Here is a 17,187-nt window from a genome sequence, read left to right as displayed (position 1 = left end):
CCTGCCGTGGATCAGGCGCGGCGAGGGCCGCTCAGGGGCCGGGCAGCGCCGCGGCGAGGCGGGCGAAGTCGGCGAGGCTGAGCGTCTCGGCGCGGCGGGTGGGGTCGATGCCGGTGGCGACGAGGACCTCCCTCAGCCGCCCTACCGGCAGCCTGAGCCCCGAGCCCAGCGCATTGGCCAGGGTCTTCCGGCGCTGGGAGAAGGCCGCCAGCACCACGGCGCGGAAGCGCTCCCGATCGGCGACGGCGACCGGCGGCTCCGCGAGGACGCGCACCTGGATCACCGCCGAGTCCACCTGGGGCGGCGGGCGGAAGGCTCCGGGCGGCACGGAGAAGGCCAGGCGCACCTCGGCCGCCAGCTGGCTCAGCACCGAGAGGCTGCCATAGGCCCGGCTGCCTGGCGCGGCGGCCACGCGCTCGGCCACCTCGCGCTGGAGCATGAGGGCCATTTCCATGGGCGCCGCGCGGGCGACGGCTGGCCCGGCCGTGAGCAGCGCGGCCAGGATGGCCGTGCCAACGCTGTACGGCAGGTTGCCCAGTACGAGCACCCGCCCCGCCGGGTCCGGCCTGAGCCCTGGCAGCCCCGTGTAGTCGTGGCGGATGGCGTCAGCCTCCAGGATCTCCACGTGCGGCGCGCCCTGGAAACGCTCGCGAAGCCTGGCCGCGAGCGCGCGGTCGACCTCCAGCGCCACCAGGCGGCCGGCGGCGACGGCCAGCAGCCCGGTCAGCGCCCCCTCCCCCGCCCCGATCTCGACCACGAGATCCGACAGGCCGGGCCGCAAGAGTTCCACGATCCGCCGCGCCACGCCCTCGTCACGGAGGAAGTGCTGGCCCAGCGCGCGCCGGCGCCCCGTGGTCGGTCGCCCCGCGCCGGCGGGGCGCGCCGTGGCGCGGGCGTTCCGCCGTGGCGTCACGCGCGGGCGCGCATGGCGCGGAGGTCGTTGAGGAGGGCGCGGTGGACCTGGCGCACCTGGGCCTCGGTGTCGGCCCGGCTCCCGGAGTTGTCGATCACGTAGTGGGCTCGCCTGGCCTTGTCGGCCACGGGCATCTGGCTGCCGATCCGGGCGCGGGCATCGGCCTCGGGCATCCAGTCGCGCGCCATGAGCCGCTCGAGCTGGGTCGCCTCGTCGGCGAAGACGACGACGACCCGGTCCATGCTGGCGGCCGCGCCGACCTCGAACAGGAGCGGCACGTCCCAGATCACCACGCCCTCGTACCGCTCCTCCTCCAGCGCGCGGAGGAGGCGTTCCTGACGGGCGCGCACGGCGGGGTGGACGATGCCCTCCAGCCGCTTCCGTCGCTCCGGATCGGCGAACACGACGGCGCCGATGCGCTTGCGGTCGAGGTAGCCGTCCGGCTGCACGACCGCGCGACCGAACTCGGCCACGATGGCTGCATAGGCAGGCTGGCCGGGAGCCACCGCCTCGCGGGCCAGGACATCGGCATCGATCACCTTGCAGCCGAGCTGCGCGAACATGACGCTCACCGTGCTCTTGCCGGTGCCGATGCTCCCCGTGAGCCCCGCCAGCAGGAAGGTCCTCATACCTGGGCCCAGTCGGTGCCCGCCTTGATGTCCACCCGGAGCGGGACGGACAGCGTCATGGCGGACTCCATCACCTCGGCGGCAAGCGCCTCCAGTGGCAGGACCTCGGCCTCCGGCGCCTCGAAGAGTAGCTCGTCATGCACCTGGAGCAGCATGCGACTCTCGAGCCCGCGCGCGCCCAGCTCGCGGTGGAGCCTGACCATGGCGGTCTTGATCAGGTCGGCGGCGGTGCCCTGGATGGGGGCATTGGTCGCCATGCGCTCGGCGAAGCCGCGCAGGTTGGGGTTGCCGCTCCTGATCTCGGGTAGCCAGCGGCGCCGGCCGGTGAGGGTGGCGACCCAGCCCTGCTCGCGCCCCTCGGCGACGGTGCGCTCGAGGTAGGCCTTGACCCTCGGGTGGCGGGCGAAGAAGCGGTCGAGGAACTCCTGCGCCTCCTGCTGGGAGATGGCCAGGCCCCGGGACAGCCCGAAGGCCGTGACGCCGTAGATCACCGAGAAGTTCGTCGTCTTCGCCGCGTCGCGCTGCTCCTGCGTCACGGCCGCCAGCGGCACGCCGAAGACCTCGGAGGCCGTGCGCCGGTGGATGTCCTCGCCCCGGCGGAAGGCCTCGACGAGGCTCTCCTCGCCGGAGACATGGGCCAGGATGCGCAGCTCGATCTGCGAGTAGTCAGCCGCCACGAAGCGCCAGCCCGGCTCCGGGACGAAGGCCGCGCGGATCCGCCGGCCGAGCTCGGTGCGGATGGGAATGTTCTGCAGGTTTGGCGCCGACGAATTGTGGACGACTATCCCGTCCGCAACGTACTCCTCTCCCTCGACGGCGATGTCGAACATGGGAACACTGGGCTCCCATTGGATCGCCGCCACCTTCACCTCGAAGTACTGACCCGCCACGGCCTCACCGAGGAACGATGGCATCTCCGCGCCGGTTGCGCGGAGTGTGTCTGCGATCCACTCCGCACGCGGCAGGGTGCAGGTGGACTGTCCGGCGACAAACCTATGCATGAACACGTACAACGCCTGGAGACCGTGGGCACCCGCCTGGCGACCAGCATCGTAGAGAGGGCTCTTTAGCCTGAGCATCTCAGCGGGCTCCGGCAGGGTCAGCACCTCGGCGGTGCTCTTGACCGACTGGCGAGCCACCTGTGCCTCAAGCTGAGACCTCTTTCGCGGGGAGATGAAGCCGATGCGGCTAAGAAACGCCCGCTTCGAGCGGTCGCCGACCACGAAGAGTGTGTGCCTGGGCGCGTAGCCTCTCGGGTCCGGGGCACCATCTCGCACGACCGAGGGGATGCCGAAGAGCCCAAGCAGGTGATGCACTCCCTCCAGCATGTCACGCGACACGGATCTCACTGACAGGGTGCTCGACGCGGTGCCATCTCCCTCGAAGTAGCCCCTGAGGAATGCGGCCACGATGGACACTGGGGCACGGAAGAGGGAGGGCGGCACCTGAATCACCCTCGATGACCCGCCAGCCCCGACTTGCTCGAACATCCCGCAGATGTCCACGCCGGACACCTCGAGGACCGGACACGTGCGAGTCACCCGGTACTTCGGAGACTTGTTGAAGAGCTGGACGATTGCCCGGCTGAAGTGCCGAACCAGTTCCCCTTCATGCCAGCCGAAGGCCAGGATGAGCTTGGCAGGCTTCCCATTGTAGTTGCTATGAGCAATGTGCCCATCCGCCATTGCGTAGCCGACCAGCTCAGCGAGTCCGACAGACCACTCCACCGGCATGCCTGGCGTCTTGCGCGTCCTGTAGGCGGCGGTCATCTCCACATTCAGTTCTGTGCGCGAACCGAACAACCCCTCCCGGAATGTCATGTAGACCGGATCGCCGACCTCGAGAAGGGAGGCTTCTCTCCACTCGCCCCGACTTCGGACCGTATGGTTCGGGCTACACCGCAGGATGACTCCGCTTGACAGGTGTATGGCGACAACCGGCTTGACGCCAGTCCGCTCCCAGGCCAGAACCCGTCGTGGTCCCTGGGCGGTGCGCACGAGATCACCCGGGCAGATCTCCTCTATCCCTACCAGCCCGCGCTGAGTGTTCACGAGGCTTCCCGCCGGAAGGCACGACAATCTCCCCGTGGCCGCCACGAGCTGGTTGAACGACGTGTGGATGCGGCCGGTGCGGTGATTGATCAGGGTCGGGAGCGCATCCGCGTAGGTGGACTTGAGCTTGGCGAGGATCCGGTGCTCGATGAGCTTTGCCGGCAGCGGGTGCGCCAAGGCCAGCTTCTCCAGCACATCGGCGTCGGTGGAATAGCCGGTCTTGGTCTTCCTGACCGGCGGCAGCTTGAGCTTCTCGAAGAGGATCGCGGCGAGTTGCTTCGGCGACGAGAGGTTGAACTCCTCCCCGGCCAGCGCGTGGATCTCCCGGGTGAGCGCCTCCAGGCTCCGCTCGAGCTCCTTGGAGAACTCAGTGAGCCGCTCCGGGTCCACGCCGATCCCGTGGCGCTCCATGGCGGCGAGGACGGGCACCAGCGGCCGCTCGATCTCCTCGTAGAGCACGCGCAGGCCCGCCGCGTCCAGGGCCGCCCGCTCCCGCTCCCAGAGCCGCCAGACCCAGGCCGCGCGAGCGCCGGCCGCGGCGAGCCCCGGGCCCTCACCGACGATCTCGGCGCAGACCTCCTCGAACCGGTAGTTGGTGCGCGCGGGGTTGAGGAGATAGGCGGCGACGGCGGTGTCCTCGATGGCTGGCGGCGCGGCCCCGCGGCTGAGCCACCACTCGACGACCGGCTTGAGATCATGACCGACGAGGGCACGGCCGCCCAGATCGGGCGGAGCGTCGAGGGCGAGACGCGCTCCGCCCGCCGCCGGATGGTAAAGCCCCAGCGCCGTCACCTCGGGATCAGGCGGCCCCCCCTGCCCGACCCAGTCCACGGCTAGGGCCTCGCCGGCGGGCACCCGGGCGAGGTAGTCCGCGAGGGCCTCTGCCGATGCCAGCCCTGGCTCCTCCTCCTCGACGCCGGCCGCGGCCTCCGCCGGCAGCTGGCGGAGCAGGGCGTGGAACTCCAGTTCCCGCCAGAGCGCGCGGAGCCGCTCCCAGTCAGGCTCCTGGCGCCGGAACGAGGAGAGATCCTCCGGCAGCGGCACCGCCGTGTGCACGGTGGCCAGCTCGCGCGAGAGCAGCGCCTGCTGGCGGCTCGCCGCCAGGACCTCGCGCAGCCTGCCCGCCACCAGCGTCAGGTTGTCGTAGAGCCGCTCGACACTTCCGAACTGGCCGATCAGACGGACAGCCGTCTTCTGCCCCACCCCCGGGACACCCGGGATATTGTCGATGCTGTCGCCCATGAGGGCGAGGAGATCGGGGATCTGTGCCGGCGCCACGCCCCACTTCTCCTTCACCTGCCCCTCGTCGAGCAGCACGCGCTCGCCGCGGGGCCCGGGCGAGAGCACCCGCACGCGCGGGCCCACCAGCTGGAGCATGTCCTTGTCGCCCGTGACGAGCACCACCTCCACCGGCAACGCCTCCGTGCGCGCGACGACACTGCCCAGGACATCGTCGGCCTCGAAACCCGCCGCTTCCACGAGCGGCAACCGGAGCGCCTCGAAGAGCGCCTTGACCTGCGGGATCTGGCTGCGGAGATCGTCGGGCATGGCGGGGCGCGTCCCCTTGTAGGCGGCGAAGCGCTCCTCGCGGAAGGTCGGGCCGGGTGGGTCCCACGCCACCAGGAAGTAGTCGGGGCTCTCCTCGCGCAGGAGCTTCCAGAGCATGGTGGACATGCCGAACACGGCGTGGCAGGGCTGGCCCTTCGAGGTGGAGAGGAAGGGCAGCGCGTGATAAGCGCGGTAGAGAAAGCCGGGGCCGTCCAGCACGAAGAAGCGCTCGGTCACGGGAGGAGCTTCGCGAGCCTACGGGCCCGCCTCAGCTGCGGCGCACTCCGCGCGTCTGCCGCTGCCCGCGCTTCTGCGTTCGCTTCGATGCGCGGGCGTCGAGCCAGCGCTTCAGCGAGCGCTGGCTCTCCCCCGAGGGCCTCCCGGCGAGCAGGTCCTCGACGCTCACGTCCTCGTCCAGATCAGGCCAGTGAATCCCCAGGCCTCCCCCTACCAAGCGCCAGTGGCTCCGTTGCCGCCGCGTGCCGTGGAGCAGCCGTGGATACCAGCCGATCGGGACGGTCACCGTGCGTCCGTCCGCCAGATCAACGGTCAGCGCGTCCTCTGTCACGGCGACAGTCCGCGCCCGTGCGGGAAGGGTCTCAGTCGTTGAAGTAGTCATCCCAGCTCCTGAGTAGGCGCGCTCGATTCCGCTCTACCAGCCGCTCGATGCGCTGGACTTCTGCGCGCCCAAATCCTCCGCTGGCCTGAAGGCGTACCGGATCGAGCCAGAGCTTGGCTACGTTGTCCTCTCGCTCCACGTGTACGTGTGGGGGCTCGTCGCGATCGCCTGCGTAGAAAAAGAACCGGTACGGACCCAGCCGCAGCGCCGTCGGCACGTCCCGAAGGTACCCGAGGTCAGTTCAGAGGGCAATCTGCCTCCCATCCTCGACGTTCCGGCGAGCCGTCGCCTTGAGACCGCATCCACCCGCGGACCGTCGGGTAGTGGGTCAGTTCGAGAATGGAAGAGTCCGCTTACCGTAGCTGAAGAGCGCCTTGTCCACCATGCGCAAAGTCTACTACCCGACTCTCTTCCGGGCATTCTGGCAATTCCGAAGCCGCCAGCATCCAGATTCGATAGGCCACCGATGCAACGTTGGCCTTCCACCTACCCTCTGTTTTCACTGCATCCTTCCACTTGCCGATCCGTACAAAGTCTGCAGCTGAAAGCGATTTGTGTTTCGCAATCAGTTCGTTGTGTTCTGCATCGTCAAATTCCAGATCCCGGGCAACCCACACGGGCAGCCATTCTTGCGGCGCGATGTCCCTTCCATCATCCGAACTTCGAGATTTCAATCGACTCATGGACCTCGAAGGGTATCACGGGAGACGCTCGTCTTATTCAAAGTGACCCACCACGGACCGTCGCGCCTGGCCTGCCACGGGCGGCGTGCCCGGGGACTCAGGGGCGCCGCGTCCCGCGGAACAGCAGGAGGTTCCTGACCAGCGCGCCGGCCACGAGCACCCCTGACACGACGAGCAGCGAGGCCAGCGCAGCCAGGACGGGCCACCAGGCGTGATCGACGCTCTGCCCCGTGGTCCAGTAGAAGTGCGCGGCCGTCCAGGCGCAGCTCGCCACGGCCACGAGGAGGACGCCGACATTGTAGGCGCGCACGGCCCTCGCCGGGCCGCCCCGGGGTCGGAGCCGGACGAACACCCAGAGCGCGAGCCCGAGCAGCGGCAGGAGCAGGGCCAGCGCGAGCGTCATGGCTCGCTCACGGCGGCACCACGCGGTCGTAGAGCGCGCGCACCCAGGCCGTGCGCCGCCGGTAGTCGTCCAGGAACTCCCGGCGCGAAGGGTAGTCGAGGCTCCGGGCGAGCCGCCCGGGGATGGGCCCTGCCAGCTCGAGGACATCGGCAGGGCGCGTCCCGAAGAGCCGCAAGCCCCCCGAGACGCGGCGGAGGAAGCGGTACTGCTCCGCCAGGGTCGCCGCGTCCTCCCGCGACAGGAGCCCGATCTCACCCATGGCGCGGATGGCCTGGAGCGTGTTCGGGCGGCGGATGGCCGGATACCGGGCCCCACTCGCGAGCTGGATGGCCTGGGTGATGAACTCCACGTCCACGAGTCCGCCCCGCCCGAACTTGACGTGGAACAGCCCGGGCGTCTCCTTGCCGAGCTCCTTCTCCATGCGCTCCCTGAGCAGCCGCATCTCCTTGAGGTCCGGCGGCGCTGCCAGCGTCCCGTAGAGGAGCGCCCGGAGGAGCCGTCTCACCCGCCGGCCCACTCGCGCGTCGCCCGTGCAGAGTCGCGCCCGCGTCAGCGTCTGGCGCTCCCAGGGATCCGCCCACTCGCGGTAATACTGCGCCATGGCGTCGAGGCTCGAGGCGAAGCCGGAGCCCTTGGAGCCCGGGCGCAGGCGCAGGTCCACGGGGAAGACGAGGCCGGAGGCTGTGATGTCGCCCAGAAGACCCGAGAGGACCTCCACCGCCCGATCGTAGAAGACGTGGGCCTCGACGCTGTCGGGGCCGTCGGTCTGCCCCGGCCCCTCGTAGACCAGGAAGAGGTCCAGGTCCGATCCGGTGGCAAGCTCGCGTCCGCCGAATTTCCCGAGCCCAACGATCACCGCGGGGATGAAGCGCCCGTCAGCGTCGCGCGGCACACCATGCCGCGCGGCCACCTGCTCGAGCGCCAGCAGCCACGCCGTGGAGAGCGCGGCCTCGGCCAGCGCCGTCATCTCGGCCGAGAAGCGCTCGGCGTCCGTCACGCGCAGGAGCATCCGCCACGTGATGCGCAGCTCCTCGGCCTGCTTGAGCCGCCGCAGCCGGTCCTTGCGCTCGCTCGGGGAGAGCCGTGGCGCCAAGGCTCCCGCCAGCACCGCCCGGCAGGCCGCCTTGCCCCGGGACGGAGCGAAGGTCGCCGGATCGGCGAGGCCGCTGAGGAGCTCGGGCTGCGACAGCAGCATCTGCGTGAGGAGCTCACCGCGGGCACAGAGCTTCACGAGGTTGGCCAGGAGATCGGGGCGCTCGGCCAGGAGGGCGAGGTAGGCCGTGCGGGGCCCGGCGGCGGCCACGAAGCGCTCGAACTGGTTCAGCGCCTCGTCGGGATCCGGGCTCTGCCAGAGGGCGTCGAGCAGCACCGGGAACATGCGCCAGAGGGCCGCCCGGGCGCGCGCCGGATACGGCAGGAGCGGGCGTCCCTCGAGCACGAGCCGGAGGTTCTGGCGGGCGCGATCGGGGTCGGCGAAGCCCGTGGCCTTGAGCGCGGTGAAGGTGGGCACGCGCGGCGGTTCGGCCCGGCCCCGGGCCGGACGGCTGTCGAAGAACTCCCGGAACGCCGCGTGCACGCCGCGCGTGACACGCCGGTAGTCGGCCTGGAAGCGGCGGCGCGCGGCCTGCGGCGGCAGCGTCACGCCCATGCGGCGCGCCAGGAGCCCGAGCGCTCGCGCCTCCTCGGGCAGGCTGTGGGTCTGGAACTCGTGGAGGATCTGCAGCCGGTGCTCGACGGTACGCAGGTAGACGAGGGCCTCGCCCAGGAGCCGGCCGAGGGCGGGCGAGAGGTAGCCGCGCTCCGTCAGCCGGAAGATGGCCCGCAGGCTGTTCCGCTCGCGCAGCCACGGATCGTCCCCCGCGTAGAGCAGCTGGAGGGCCTGGACCAGGAACTCGATCTCCCGGATGCCGCCGGCGCCCAGCTTCACGTTCCGGCGCTCGCTGCCCCTGGCCCGCTGCGAGCGGTCGATCTCCTGCTTCATCCGCCGGATCTCCGCGACGATGCCGGGGTCGACGCCGGGCCGGAAGACGAAGGGCCGGGCCAGCTCGAAGAAGCGGGCGGCCACCGCCTCGTCGCCCGCGCAGAGGCGCGCCTTGATGAGCGCCTGCCGCTCCCAGGTCTCGGCGCGCTCGGCGAAGTACGTCCGGTACCCCTGGAGCGAGAGGATGAGGGCGCCGGAGCGCCCCTCGGGGCGGAGCCGCAGGTCCACGCGGAAGGCATGCCCCTCGTCGGTCACCGACTCGATGGCGCCGACGATGGCGCGCGTCGCCTCCGTGAAGTACCGGTCGTTGGGCACCCGGCCGGCCGAGCCCCCCTGGGTCTCGCCATCCTCGCCGTAGACGAAGATGAGGTCGATGTCGGAGGAGTAGTTCAGCTCGTCCCCGCCCAGCTTGCCCATGCCGATGACGGCCAGTCCCGTGGGCGCGCCGTCCGGTCCCAGGGGCGCGCCGTAGAGGGGACGGAGCTCGTCTTCGGCCCAGCGCCGCGCCGTCTCGAGGCACACGTCCGCGAGCCGGGAGAGCTCCTCCGTCGTGACGGTGAGGTCGGCATCGCCCAGGATGTCACGGCAGCCGATCCGCAGGAGCTGGCGGTACTTGAAGCGGCGGAGCGCGTTCCAGCGCGCCTCGGGGCGAGAGAAGGCGGCGGTGCTCTGCCGGAGCTCCTCCTCGAGCTCGTCCCGGAGCCACTGGCGCATGGTCCACGGCTCGAGCAGCCAGGGGAAGAGATGCGGATACCGGCGCAGCGTGTCGGCGAGGAACTGGCTGGTGCCCCCGAGGCGGGCGAGGAGGTGGATGGCTCCGGGGTGGGCGTCGAGGAGCCGGAAGAGGGCGGCGCGCTCGCTGTGGGCGGCCAGGCGCTCCAGGTTGTTGAGCGCCATGTCGGGATCCGGCGCCGCCGCGAGCGCACTCATGAGCCGCGGCAGGAACGGCCCCAGGGCCTCACCCTCGAAGGGCGTCGGCGCCAGCGCGTGGAGGTTGGCGAGCGCCCCCGCCGGATCGGCGAAGCCCAGCCGTCGGAGCTGCCGCAGCGCCCCGGGATCGCCCGGGGCCGCCGCCAGCAGCCCGCTCATCCCGGTCGCGCCCGCGCGGGGGGACGCGGGGCCTGCCGCGGCGGGCTGGCTCAGATGGCGGATTGCCCGGTCTCGCCGGTGCGGATCCGTATCGCCTCGCCCAGCGGGAGCACGAACACCTTGCCGTCGCCGATGGAGCCGGTCTTGGCCGCCGCGCAGATCACCGACACGATCTTGTCCACGAGGTCGTCGGGCACCACCACCTCGACCTTGACCTTCGGCAGGAAGTCGATGGTGTACTCCGACCCGCGGTAGAGCTCGGTGTGCCCCTTCTGGCGGCCGAACCCGCGCACCTCGGTGACCGTCATCCCGACCACGCCGAGCTCGGTCAGGGCTTCCTTGACGTCGTCCAGCTTGAACGGCTTGATGATGGCCTCGATCTTCTTCATGGAGCCTCCCTGCGCGGGGTCAGGCCCGGGGCGGGCGGGCCCGGAGCGCCTTGCGGTACAGCGTCACGTAGTCGCGAGCCGAGGCATCCCACGAGAAGTCCTCGGCCATGGCATGTCGCACGAGCCCGCCCCAGAGCGCTGGGTCTCGGTGGACCGCGTCCGCTCGCCTCACGGCATCGACCAGATCCTCCGCCGTGAAGCCGTCGAACAGGAAACCCGTGCCGAGGCGGCGGGCCGGATCGAAGGCCCGCACCGTGTCCGCCAGTCCGCCGGTGCGCCGGACGATCGGCACGGCGCCGTACCGCAGGGCGATGAGCTGGCCGAGCCCGCACGGCTCGTACCGGGACGGCATCAGGAAGCAGTCCACGCCGGCATAGATGCGCCGCGCCAGGTCGTCGTCGAAGCCGATCCTCACGGCCACGCGTCCCGGGTGCTGGGCCGCGGCCTGGGTGAAAGCCTCCTCGAGGTGCGGGGCGCCGGACCCCAGCAGGGCCAGCGAAGCGCCCGCCGCGAGAAGCTCCGGCAGTGCCTCGAGCGTGAGGTCGAGCCCTTTCTGGTCGGCGAGCCGCGTCACCATGCCGAGGAGGAGCCCTGGCCCTCCGGCGAGCCCGAGCTCCCGGCAGAGCGCCGCCCGGCAGGCGGCCCGGCCCTCGAGGTCGGAGACCGAGTAGCGCCTGACCAGGGCCGCGTCCTTCTCCGGGTTCCACTCCTCGTAGTCGATGCCGTTGATCACGCCGTGGAGGTCCTGACTGCGCTCCTCCAGCACCCCTTCGAGCCCATTGCCGAGCTCGGCCGTCCGGACCTCGTGCGCGTAGGTCCGGCTGACGGTGGTGAGCAGGTCGGCGAAGACGAGCCCCCCCTTGAGGAAGTTGATCTTGCCGTAGAACTCGATGCCCGCCGGCGTGAAGAGGTCCCAGCCGAGCCCTGTCATGGGCATGTCGTAGTGCCAGAACACGCCCTGGTAGGCGAGGTTGTGGATGGTGAACAGGGTCGCGACGCGCCCGAGCCCCGGATGGTCGCGGTAGAGCGTGCGCAGGTAGACCGGGACCAGGCCCGTCTGCCAGTCGTTGACGTGGATGAGCTGTGGCCGCCAGCCCTGGACCGTGTCCCGGCCCAGAGCGCCCAGCGCCTCGAGCCCGCCGCGGCAGAAGAAGATGAAGCGCTCGCAGTTGTCCCAGTAGTCGCCGTCGTTGGTCCCGTACAGGCCGTCCCGGTCGTAGTAGTGGTCGTGCGCGAGGAAGTAGACGGGCAAGCCCGAGGGCGTGCGCCCCTCCCAGAGGGCGCCCTCCGCCACACGGTCACCGAGGGGCACGCGCAGCTGGGGGATCACGACGCGCAGGTCCCCGCAGTGCGCGTCCACCCCGCGGTACTTGGGCATGAGCAGGCGGACGTCGTGTCCCAGGGCGCGTAGCGCCCGCGGCAGGGCCGCGGCCACCTCGGCCAGCCCGCCGGTCTTGGCGAAGGGCGCCACCTCGGATGCCATGAACAGAACCCGGAGACGCTGCTGAGGCATGGCCCCTCCCTACACCTCTTCCAGGATCGGAAAGACCAGCGCCGTGATGTGCGACGAGATGCGCTTGAGGTTCGTGAGCACGTCCAGGTGGATCTCGGAGGTCTCCAGCGACTCGGCCAGCCCGCGACGCAGCCGCGTGAGGTGCGACTCCCGCATCTCCCGCTCCCGCTGGCGCACGACGGGCCGCTGGTCCAGCACCTCCTGGGCGAGGCTCCGGTCGTTGGCGGCGAAGCAGGCGATGGCGCGCTCGAGGTTCTTGGAGACGAGGGCGTGGAACTCGATCAGCTCGGCCTCCCCGGCCTCCGAGAACTTGCGGCCCTGGTAGAGCTTCTTCCGGGCCAGCTCCATCAGGTTCTTGTCGATGATGTCGCCGATGTTCTCCAGGTTGCCGATGAAGGTGATCAGCGCGATCTCCTTCTGGGCCAGGTCGGGGCTCATGGTCTCGCGGCCGAGGCGCGAGAGGAAGATCTTGATCTCCCGCTCCAGGTAGTCGAGCTGGTCGTCGCGCCGCTCGACGTCCTCGAGGAGCTCCTGGTTGTCCGTCCGGAGCACGGCCATGGCGTCCCGGAGCATGGCCTGGGCCACATCCCCCATGCGGAGGGCCTCGCGCGTCGCCTGGCCGATGGCCAGCGAGGGCTGGTCGAGGTACCGGTCGTCCAGGTAGCGCGTCTTGAACGGGTTGTCGGCGCGCTCCTCCTCCGGCACCAGCGCGATGATGGCGCGGGCGGCCACGGTGGCGAAGGGCAGGAAGAGCGCGCTGATCGCCACGTTGAAGAGCGTGTGGGCGTTGGCGATCTGGCGGGCCGGCTCCTGGGCCGTCTGGGCCACCAGCCCCGTCAGCGGATGGACGAACGGGAAGACCAGCGCCACCCCGAGCACCTTGAAGGCGATGTGCGCGGCCGCCACGCGGCGCGCGTCGGACGAGGTGCGGAGGCTCGCCGCCAGCGCGGTGGCGCAGGTCCCGATATTCGCCCCCAGGACGACGGGAACGGCGCCGGCCAGCCCCAGCAGCCCCTGGGTCGCCAGGGAGAGCGTGAGCCCGATGGTGGCGGCGGAGGAGGCCATGGTGGCGCTCAGGAAGGCGCCGGCCAGGATCCCGAGGACGGGGCTCGCCGCGAAGGCCAGGAGCACCTGGCGCGTGAGGTCGTGGCCGGCCAGCGGGGCGATGCCCTCGGTCATCACGCGCATGCCCAGGAACAGGAAGCCGAACCCGAGGATCGCCTGCCCGATGTTCTTGGCCATGCCCCGGCGCGCGAAGAAGAACATGGCGAAGCCCACGCCCACCAGGAGCAGCGCGAGCTCCTGGATGTTGAAGGCGAGCAGCTGCACCGTGACGGTCGTGCCGATGTCGGCGCCGAGGATCACGCCCAGCGACTGGCGGAAGGACACCAGCCCCGCGGAGACGAACCCGATGAGCATGAGGGTCGTCGCGGACGAGGACTGGATGAGGGCCGTCACCACGGCGCCCGAGCCCACCGCCGCCAGCCGCGTGCGCGTCAGGCTGGTGAGCAGGTGGCGCAGGTGGCCGCCCGCCGCGCGCTGGAGCCCCTCCCCGGTGAGCTGCATGCCGTAGAGGAGGAGGGCCAGGCCGCCGAAGAGCGCGAGCAATGTCACGGCCGGCTCACGGGCTCAGCGCGGCCACGCCCGCCGCTGCGCGGCCGGCGAGGTGCGTCGTGTCGTTGACCGAGAGGACGCGCGGCGGCGCCACCTCGGTGAGCGAGCCGTTGGAGAGGGTGACCCGCCAGATGGCCGACAGCGACAGCCCCAGGCAGTGGGCGAGGAAGGCGCTGATAACGCCGCCGTGGCAGACCACCAGCACGTCGTCGCCGTTGGGGTGGGCCGCCGCGATGGCCTCGAGGGCCCCGACGACGCGCGCCTGGACATCCGGCAAGGGCTCGCCGCCCGGTGGCAGCCCCGCCACCGGGTCCCGCACCCACCGGGCATAGGGATCACCCGGCAAGGCCCGGATCTCCTCCACGGTGCGGCCCTCCCACTCCCCGAGCGACAGCTCGCGCAACGCCTCCACGCTCACCACAGGCGCGCCGAGTCGTGCGGCCGCGATCTCCGCTGTCCGCCGGGCGCGCTGGAGCGGGCTCGTGTAGATCGCCGCCACCCGGCGGCGCCCGAGGGCCACGCCGAGGGCCTCCGCCTGGCGCACGCCGATCTCGGACAGCGGCACGTCCTGCACCCCCTGGAAGCGGCGCACCGCATTGGAGACCGACTGCCCGTGGCGCGCCAGCAGCAAGCGCATGTGTCTATCGTCTCGCTTGAACGTGGAAGACGTCGGGTGGCGGTTGGGCCTCTTCGCGCCTGCGGCGCTCATCGGGGCGCCGGCGCAACGGGGCGCCCGCGCAACGCTGCCTCCTCGCCCCTGCGGGGCTCTGACCATCCCGCTTGAATGGCACTGACCTCGTCTCGCGTCGGGGCCTCTTCGCCCCTGCGGGGCTCTGACCATCCCGCTTGAATGGCACTGACCTCGTCTCGCGTCGGGGCCTCTTCGCCCCTGCGGGGCTCATCGGGGCGCCCGTTCGAGCGTTGCCGACTGGGCGGCCTTCAGGCGGGCGAGGGTCTCGGCCTTACCGAGGAGGCTCACCACCTGGAAGATGGGCGGGCTCACCATCGTGCCCGTGACGGCGATGCGAGTGAGCTGAGCGAGGTCCACGAGCTTGAGCCCGAGTTGCGCCGCCAGCTCCCGATACAGCGCCTCGACGGTCGCCGGGTCGAGGTCGGCCTGGGCCTCGAGCCGCTTGATCAGAAGCGCGTAGCGCTCGCGCGCCTCCGCGGTCCAGAAGCGGGCCGTGGCCTGCGGATCGTAGGCCGCGGGCGGCCGCAAGTAGAAGGCGGCCTTCTCGGCCATCTCCACCAGCGTGTGGGAGCGTTCCGTGAGCGTCTCCGCCACGCGCCCGAGCCAGGCCCGGTCCCGGGGCACCGGCAGGCCGGTCCTTTCGAGAAACGGCGCGAGCTGCGTCGCCAGCCGCTCGGGCGGCGCCTGCTTGATCCAGTGCATGGAGAGCCACTCGAGCTTGGCGCGATCGAAGATGGCCGCAGCCTGCCCCACCTGCGCCAGCTCGAAGTGCCGGGCGATGTCCTCCCGGGAGAAGATCTCCTGATCGCCATGGGACCAGCCGAGCCGGGCCAGGTAGTTGAGCATGGCCTCGGGCATGATCCCGGCGTCGCGGAAGGCCTGGACGGAGGTGGCGCCGTGGCGCTTGCTGAGACGGCTCCTGTCCGGGCCGAGGATCATCGGGATGTGGGCGAACACCGGCAGCGGGTAGCCCAGGGCCGCGTAGCACTGGATCTGCTTTGGCGTGTTCGACAGGTGGTCGTTGCCGCGGATGACGTGGGTGATCTGCATCGTCACGTCGTCCACCACGACGCAGAAGTTGTAGGTGGGCGTCCCGTCGCTGCGCACCAGGATCCAGTCGTCGAGCTGCGCGTGGTCGAAGGTGACGGGCCCGTGGATGGCATCCTCCACGACGGTCTGCCCCTCGGCCGGCACGCGCAGGCGAAGGACGCTCGGCTCCGAGGCCGGCACGGCGGCCTCCCGGCAGGTGCCCGGATAGCGAAAGGTCTCGCCGCGAGCCTGCGCCTCACGGCGGAGGGCGTCCAGCACGTCGGCCGGGCAGCGGCAGCGATAGGCGCGGCCCTCGCCGAGCAGGCGATCGGCGTGCGCCTTGTAGATCTCCAGCCGCTCCGTCTGGCGATAGCCCGCCGTGGGCGGCCCCTCGCCCCAGTCGAGCCCGAGCCACGCGAGGGCCTCGAGGATCGACTCGATGTACTCCTCCGTGGAGCGCGAGCGGTCCGTGTCCTCGACCCTGAGGATGAAGACCCCCTGGTGCCGGCGCGCGAAGGCCCAGTTGAACAGCGCGGTGCGGGCGCCTCCCACGTGCAGGTGCCCCGTGGGGCTGGGGGCAAAGCGGACACGCACCGGCTCCCGCATAGGCCTTTATTCTAACCGACCGGGGTCAGGAACCGGGCCGCGGGCTTCTCCCCCCCGCCGCGGCCCGGAGGCTGCGGAAACATCTCGCAGGCCGCTCGAGAGGGCGCAGATGCGAGGCGGCGAGGGGGCGTACCCGCTGACCGTTGAGCGAGGAGCGACCGAGCCGGCGATCGGTTCGAGGGCTGGCGCGGTCCCCGAGAACGGGCCCGGCTGCAGCCTCCGGCCGCCAACAACGGATCCCCCCCACGATCAGCCCATGGGGCCCTGTCGCGGAGGCCGGATCGGCGCAGCGCCTTCAGAGATGGGCTAGCAACGCTTGGACGCGCGCGGGCGAAAGCACCGGATGCAGGATCTGCAATCGACCGCCGAAGGCGTCGGCCACGCGTTGGCGATGGCCGCGGCGGCGGGCCCCCCACCGGTGAGGACGACGATGCAGAAACTGATCAGCATCACGACGATCCGTCAGACTGTGGATGTCATGAGCGTGCCCGCCTTGTTGTGGTTCAGCGTCACCCCAGGTACGCCAGGGCGAGGTCCGTTTCGGCGAACTCCTCGGGCGGCCCCTCGTAGGCGACCACCCCGCGGTCGAGAACGTACACGTAGTCGGCAATGGTCAGCGCCATCGCGGCGTTCTGCTCCACCAGGAGGATCGCCAGCCCCTCTCCGTTGAGTCGGGCAATGATGTCGAAGATATCCTGAACGATCCGCGGTGACAGCCCGAGCGACGGCTCGTCGAGGAGGAGCGTCCGGGGGCAGGTCATGAGGGCCCGGCTGATGGCCAGCATCTGCTGCTCCCCGCCCGATAGCGTCCCCGCCAGCTGCCCCAGGCGGTTTCTGAGGACAGGGAAATAGCCATACACGCGCTCCAGGTCCTCGCCGATGGTTCGCCGGTCCCGGCGACTGTAGGCCCCGAGCTCCAGGTTCTCGCGTACGGTCATCTGCGGGAACAGCTCGCGGCGCTCGGGCACCAGGCTGAGTCCGGCCCGGACGATGCGCGGGGTGGGCAGCCCGGCGATCGACCTGCCGTCGAAGTCGATCTCTCCAGCCGACGGGCGCAGAAAACCCATGATGGTCCGCATGGTCGTCGTCTTGCCGGCTCCGTTGGCGCCCAGCAGCGCAGCGATCTGGCCTTTGCCGATCTCGACGCTGACGCCGCGGAGAACGGGCACGGACCCGTACCCGCTCTGCACGCCGCCGAGCCTCAGCATCGTCCCCGCCCTCCCGGTTGTCATTTCGTCCCCCTGGCAGCGGCATAGCCGGCCTCGAGCGCCTGCCGATTCGGCCCCTCCGTTCCGCGGGGAACCCGCGCCATCGCCGTTTCGACCAGGGCCGGCAGGGGCACGAGGTCCGTGAGCGCGACCAGCGCGCCGAGCGCGGCCATGTTCGGCGGCACGCCCTTGCCCGCGCGTCCCCGGCCGAGCTGCGCCAG

The 17,187-nt window shown here is 70.9% G+C and carries 15 protein-coding genes; all 15 read right to left on the bottom strand.

Annotated elements, in window-relative coordinates; all coding sequences use genetic code 11:
- Positions 1-31: 31 nt before the first annotated feature.
- Positions 32-913, bottom strand: a complete 882-nt coding sequence (gene rsmA, locus HYV93_18650) for a ribosomal RNA small subunit methyltransferase A (GenBank protein ID MBI2527991.1) — start codon at positions 911-913, stop codon at positions 32-34.
- Positions 910-1,542, bottom strand: coding sequence for a dephospho-CoA kinase (locus tag HYV93_18645; protein MBI2527990.1), 633 nt, complete (start codon positions 1,540-1,542; stop codon positions 910-912). Before HYV93_18645 ends, rsmA begins: the two co-directional genes overlap by 4 nt.
- Positions 1,539-5,378 (bottom strand): hypothetical protein, encoded by a 3,840-nt coding sequence (locus HYV93_18640; GenBank protein ID MBI2527989.1) that lies wholly within the window; start codon positions 5,376-5,378, stop codon positions 1,539-1,541. Before HYV93_18640 ends, HYV93_18645 begins: the two co-directional genes overlap by 4 nt.
- A 31-nt stretch (positions 5,379-5,409) precedes the next feature.
- A complete protein-coding gene (locus tag HYV93_18635; GenBank protein MBI2527988.1) occupies positions 5,410-5,760 on the bottom strand; it encodes a DUF2442 domain-containing protein in 351 nt (116 codons plus the stop codon).
- Complete coding sequence (locus HYV93_18630; GenBank protein ID MBI2527987.1) at positions 5,741-5,977, bottom strand: DUF4160 domain-containing protein; 237 nt, start codon at positions 5,975-5,977, stop codon at positions 5,741-5,743. Before HYV93_18630 ends, HYV93_18635 begins: the two co-directional genes overlap by 20 nt.
- Positions 5,978-6,113: 136 nt before the next feature.
- A complete protein-coding gene (locus HYV93_18625) occupies positions 6,114-6,443 on the bottom strand; it encodes a hypothetical protein (protein ID MBI2527986.1) in 330 nt (109 codons plus the stop codon).
- Between the two features lie 97 nt (positions 6,444-6,540).
- A complete protein-coding gene (locus tag HYV93_18620) occupies positions 6,541-6,846 on the bottom strand; it encodes a hypothetical protein (protein ID MBI2527985.1) in 306 nt (101 codons plus the stop codon).
- Positions 6,847-6,853: 7 nt separating this feature from the next.
- On the bottom strand, positions 6,854-9,916 hold the full coding sequence (gene glnE / locus HYV93_18615) for a bifunctional [glutamate--ammonia ligase]-adenylyl-L-tyrosine phosphorylase/[glutamate--ammonia-ligase] adenylyltransferase (protein ID MBI2527984.1): 3,063 nt from the start codon (positions 9,914-9,916) through the stop codon (positions 6,854-6,856).
- A gap of 50 nt (positions 9,917-9,966) precedes the next feature.
- Entirely contained in the window at positions 9,967-10,305 is a 339-nt protein-coding gene (locus tag HYV93_18610; GenBank protein ID MBI2527983.1) for a P-II family nitrogen regulator, read from the bottom strand.
- Between the two features lie 19 nt (positions 10,306-10,324).
- Positions 10,325-11,818 carry a glycogen synthase GlgA gene (gene glgA / locus HYV93_18605; protein MBI2527982.1) on the bottom strand — a complete coding sequence of 498 codons (1,494 nt, stop codon included), beginning with the start codon at positions 11,816-11,818 and terminating at the stop codon, positions 10,325-10,327.
- 9 nt (positions 11,819-11,827) lie between these two features.
- The gene (locus HYV93_18600; GenBank protein ID MBI2527981.1) at positions 11,828-13,432 is read right to left on the bottom strand and encodes a Na/Pi cotransporter family protein; all 1,605 of its coding nucleotides are present in this window, start codon (positions 13,430-13,432) and stop codon (positions 11,828-11,830) included.
- 7 nt (positions 13,433-13,439) lie between these two features.
- On the bottom strand, positions 13,440-14,069 hold the full coding sequence (locus tag HYV93_18595) for a histidine phosphatase family protein (protein MBI2527980.1): 630 nt from the start codon (positions 14,067-14,069) through the stop codon (positions 13,440-13,442).
- A gap of 261 nt (positions 14,070-14,330) precedes the next feature.
- A complete protein-coding gene (locus tag HYV93_18590; protein MBI2527979.1) occupies positions 14,331-15,758 on the bottom strand; it encodes a glutamate--tRNA ligase in 1,428 nt (475 codons plus the stop codon).
- A 509-nt stretch (positions 15,759-16,267) separates the two neighbouring features.
- Positions 16,268-16,966, bottom strand: coding sequence for an ABC transporter ATP-binding protein (locus tag HYV93_18585; protein ID MBI2527978.1), 699 nt, complete (start codon positions 16,964-16,966; stop codon positions 16,268-16,270).
- A gap of 20 nt (positions 16,967-16,986) precedes the next feature.
- Positions 16,987-17,187, bottom strand: a 201-nt coding sequence (locus tag HYV93_18580) for a 2-oxoacid:ferredoxin oxidoreductase subunit gamma (protein ID MBI2527977.1), incomplete at its 5' end; no start/stop codon positions are given.

The sequence above is a fragment of the Candidatus Rokuibacteriota bacterium genome (genome assembly GCA_016188005.1).
In the GTDB taxonomy this organism is placed as follows: Bacteria; Methylomirabilota; Methylomirabilia; order Rokubacteriales; family CSP1-6; genus UBA12499.
Note: the sequence above shows the minus strand (reverse complement) of the source record. Positions and strands in the feature narration are given on the sequence as shown.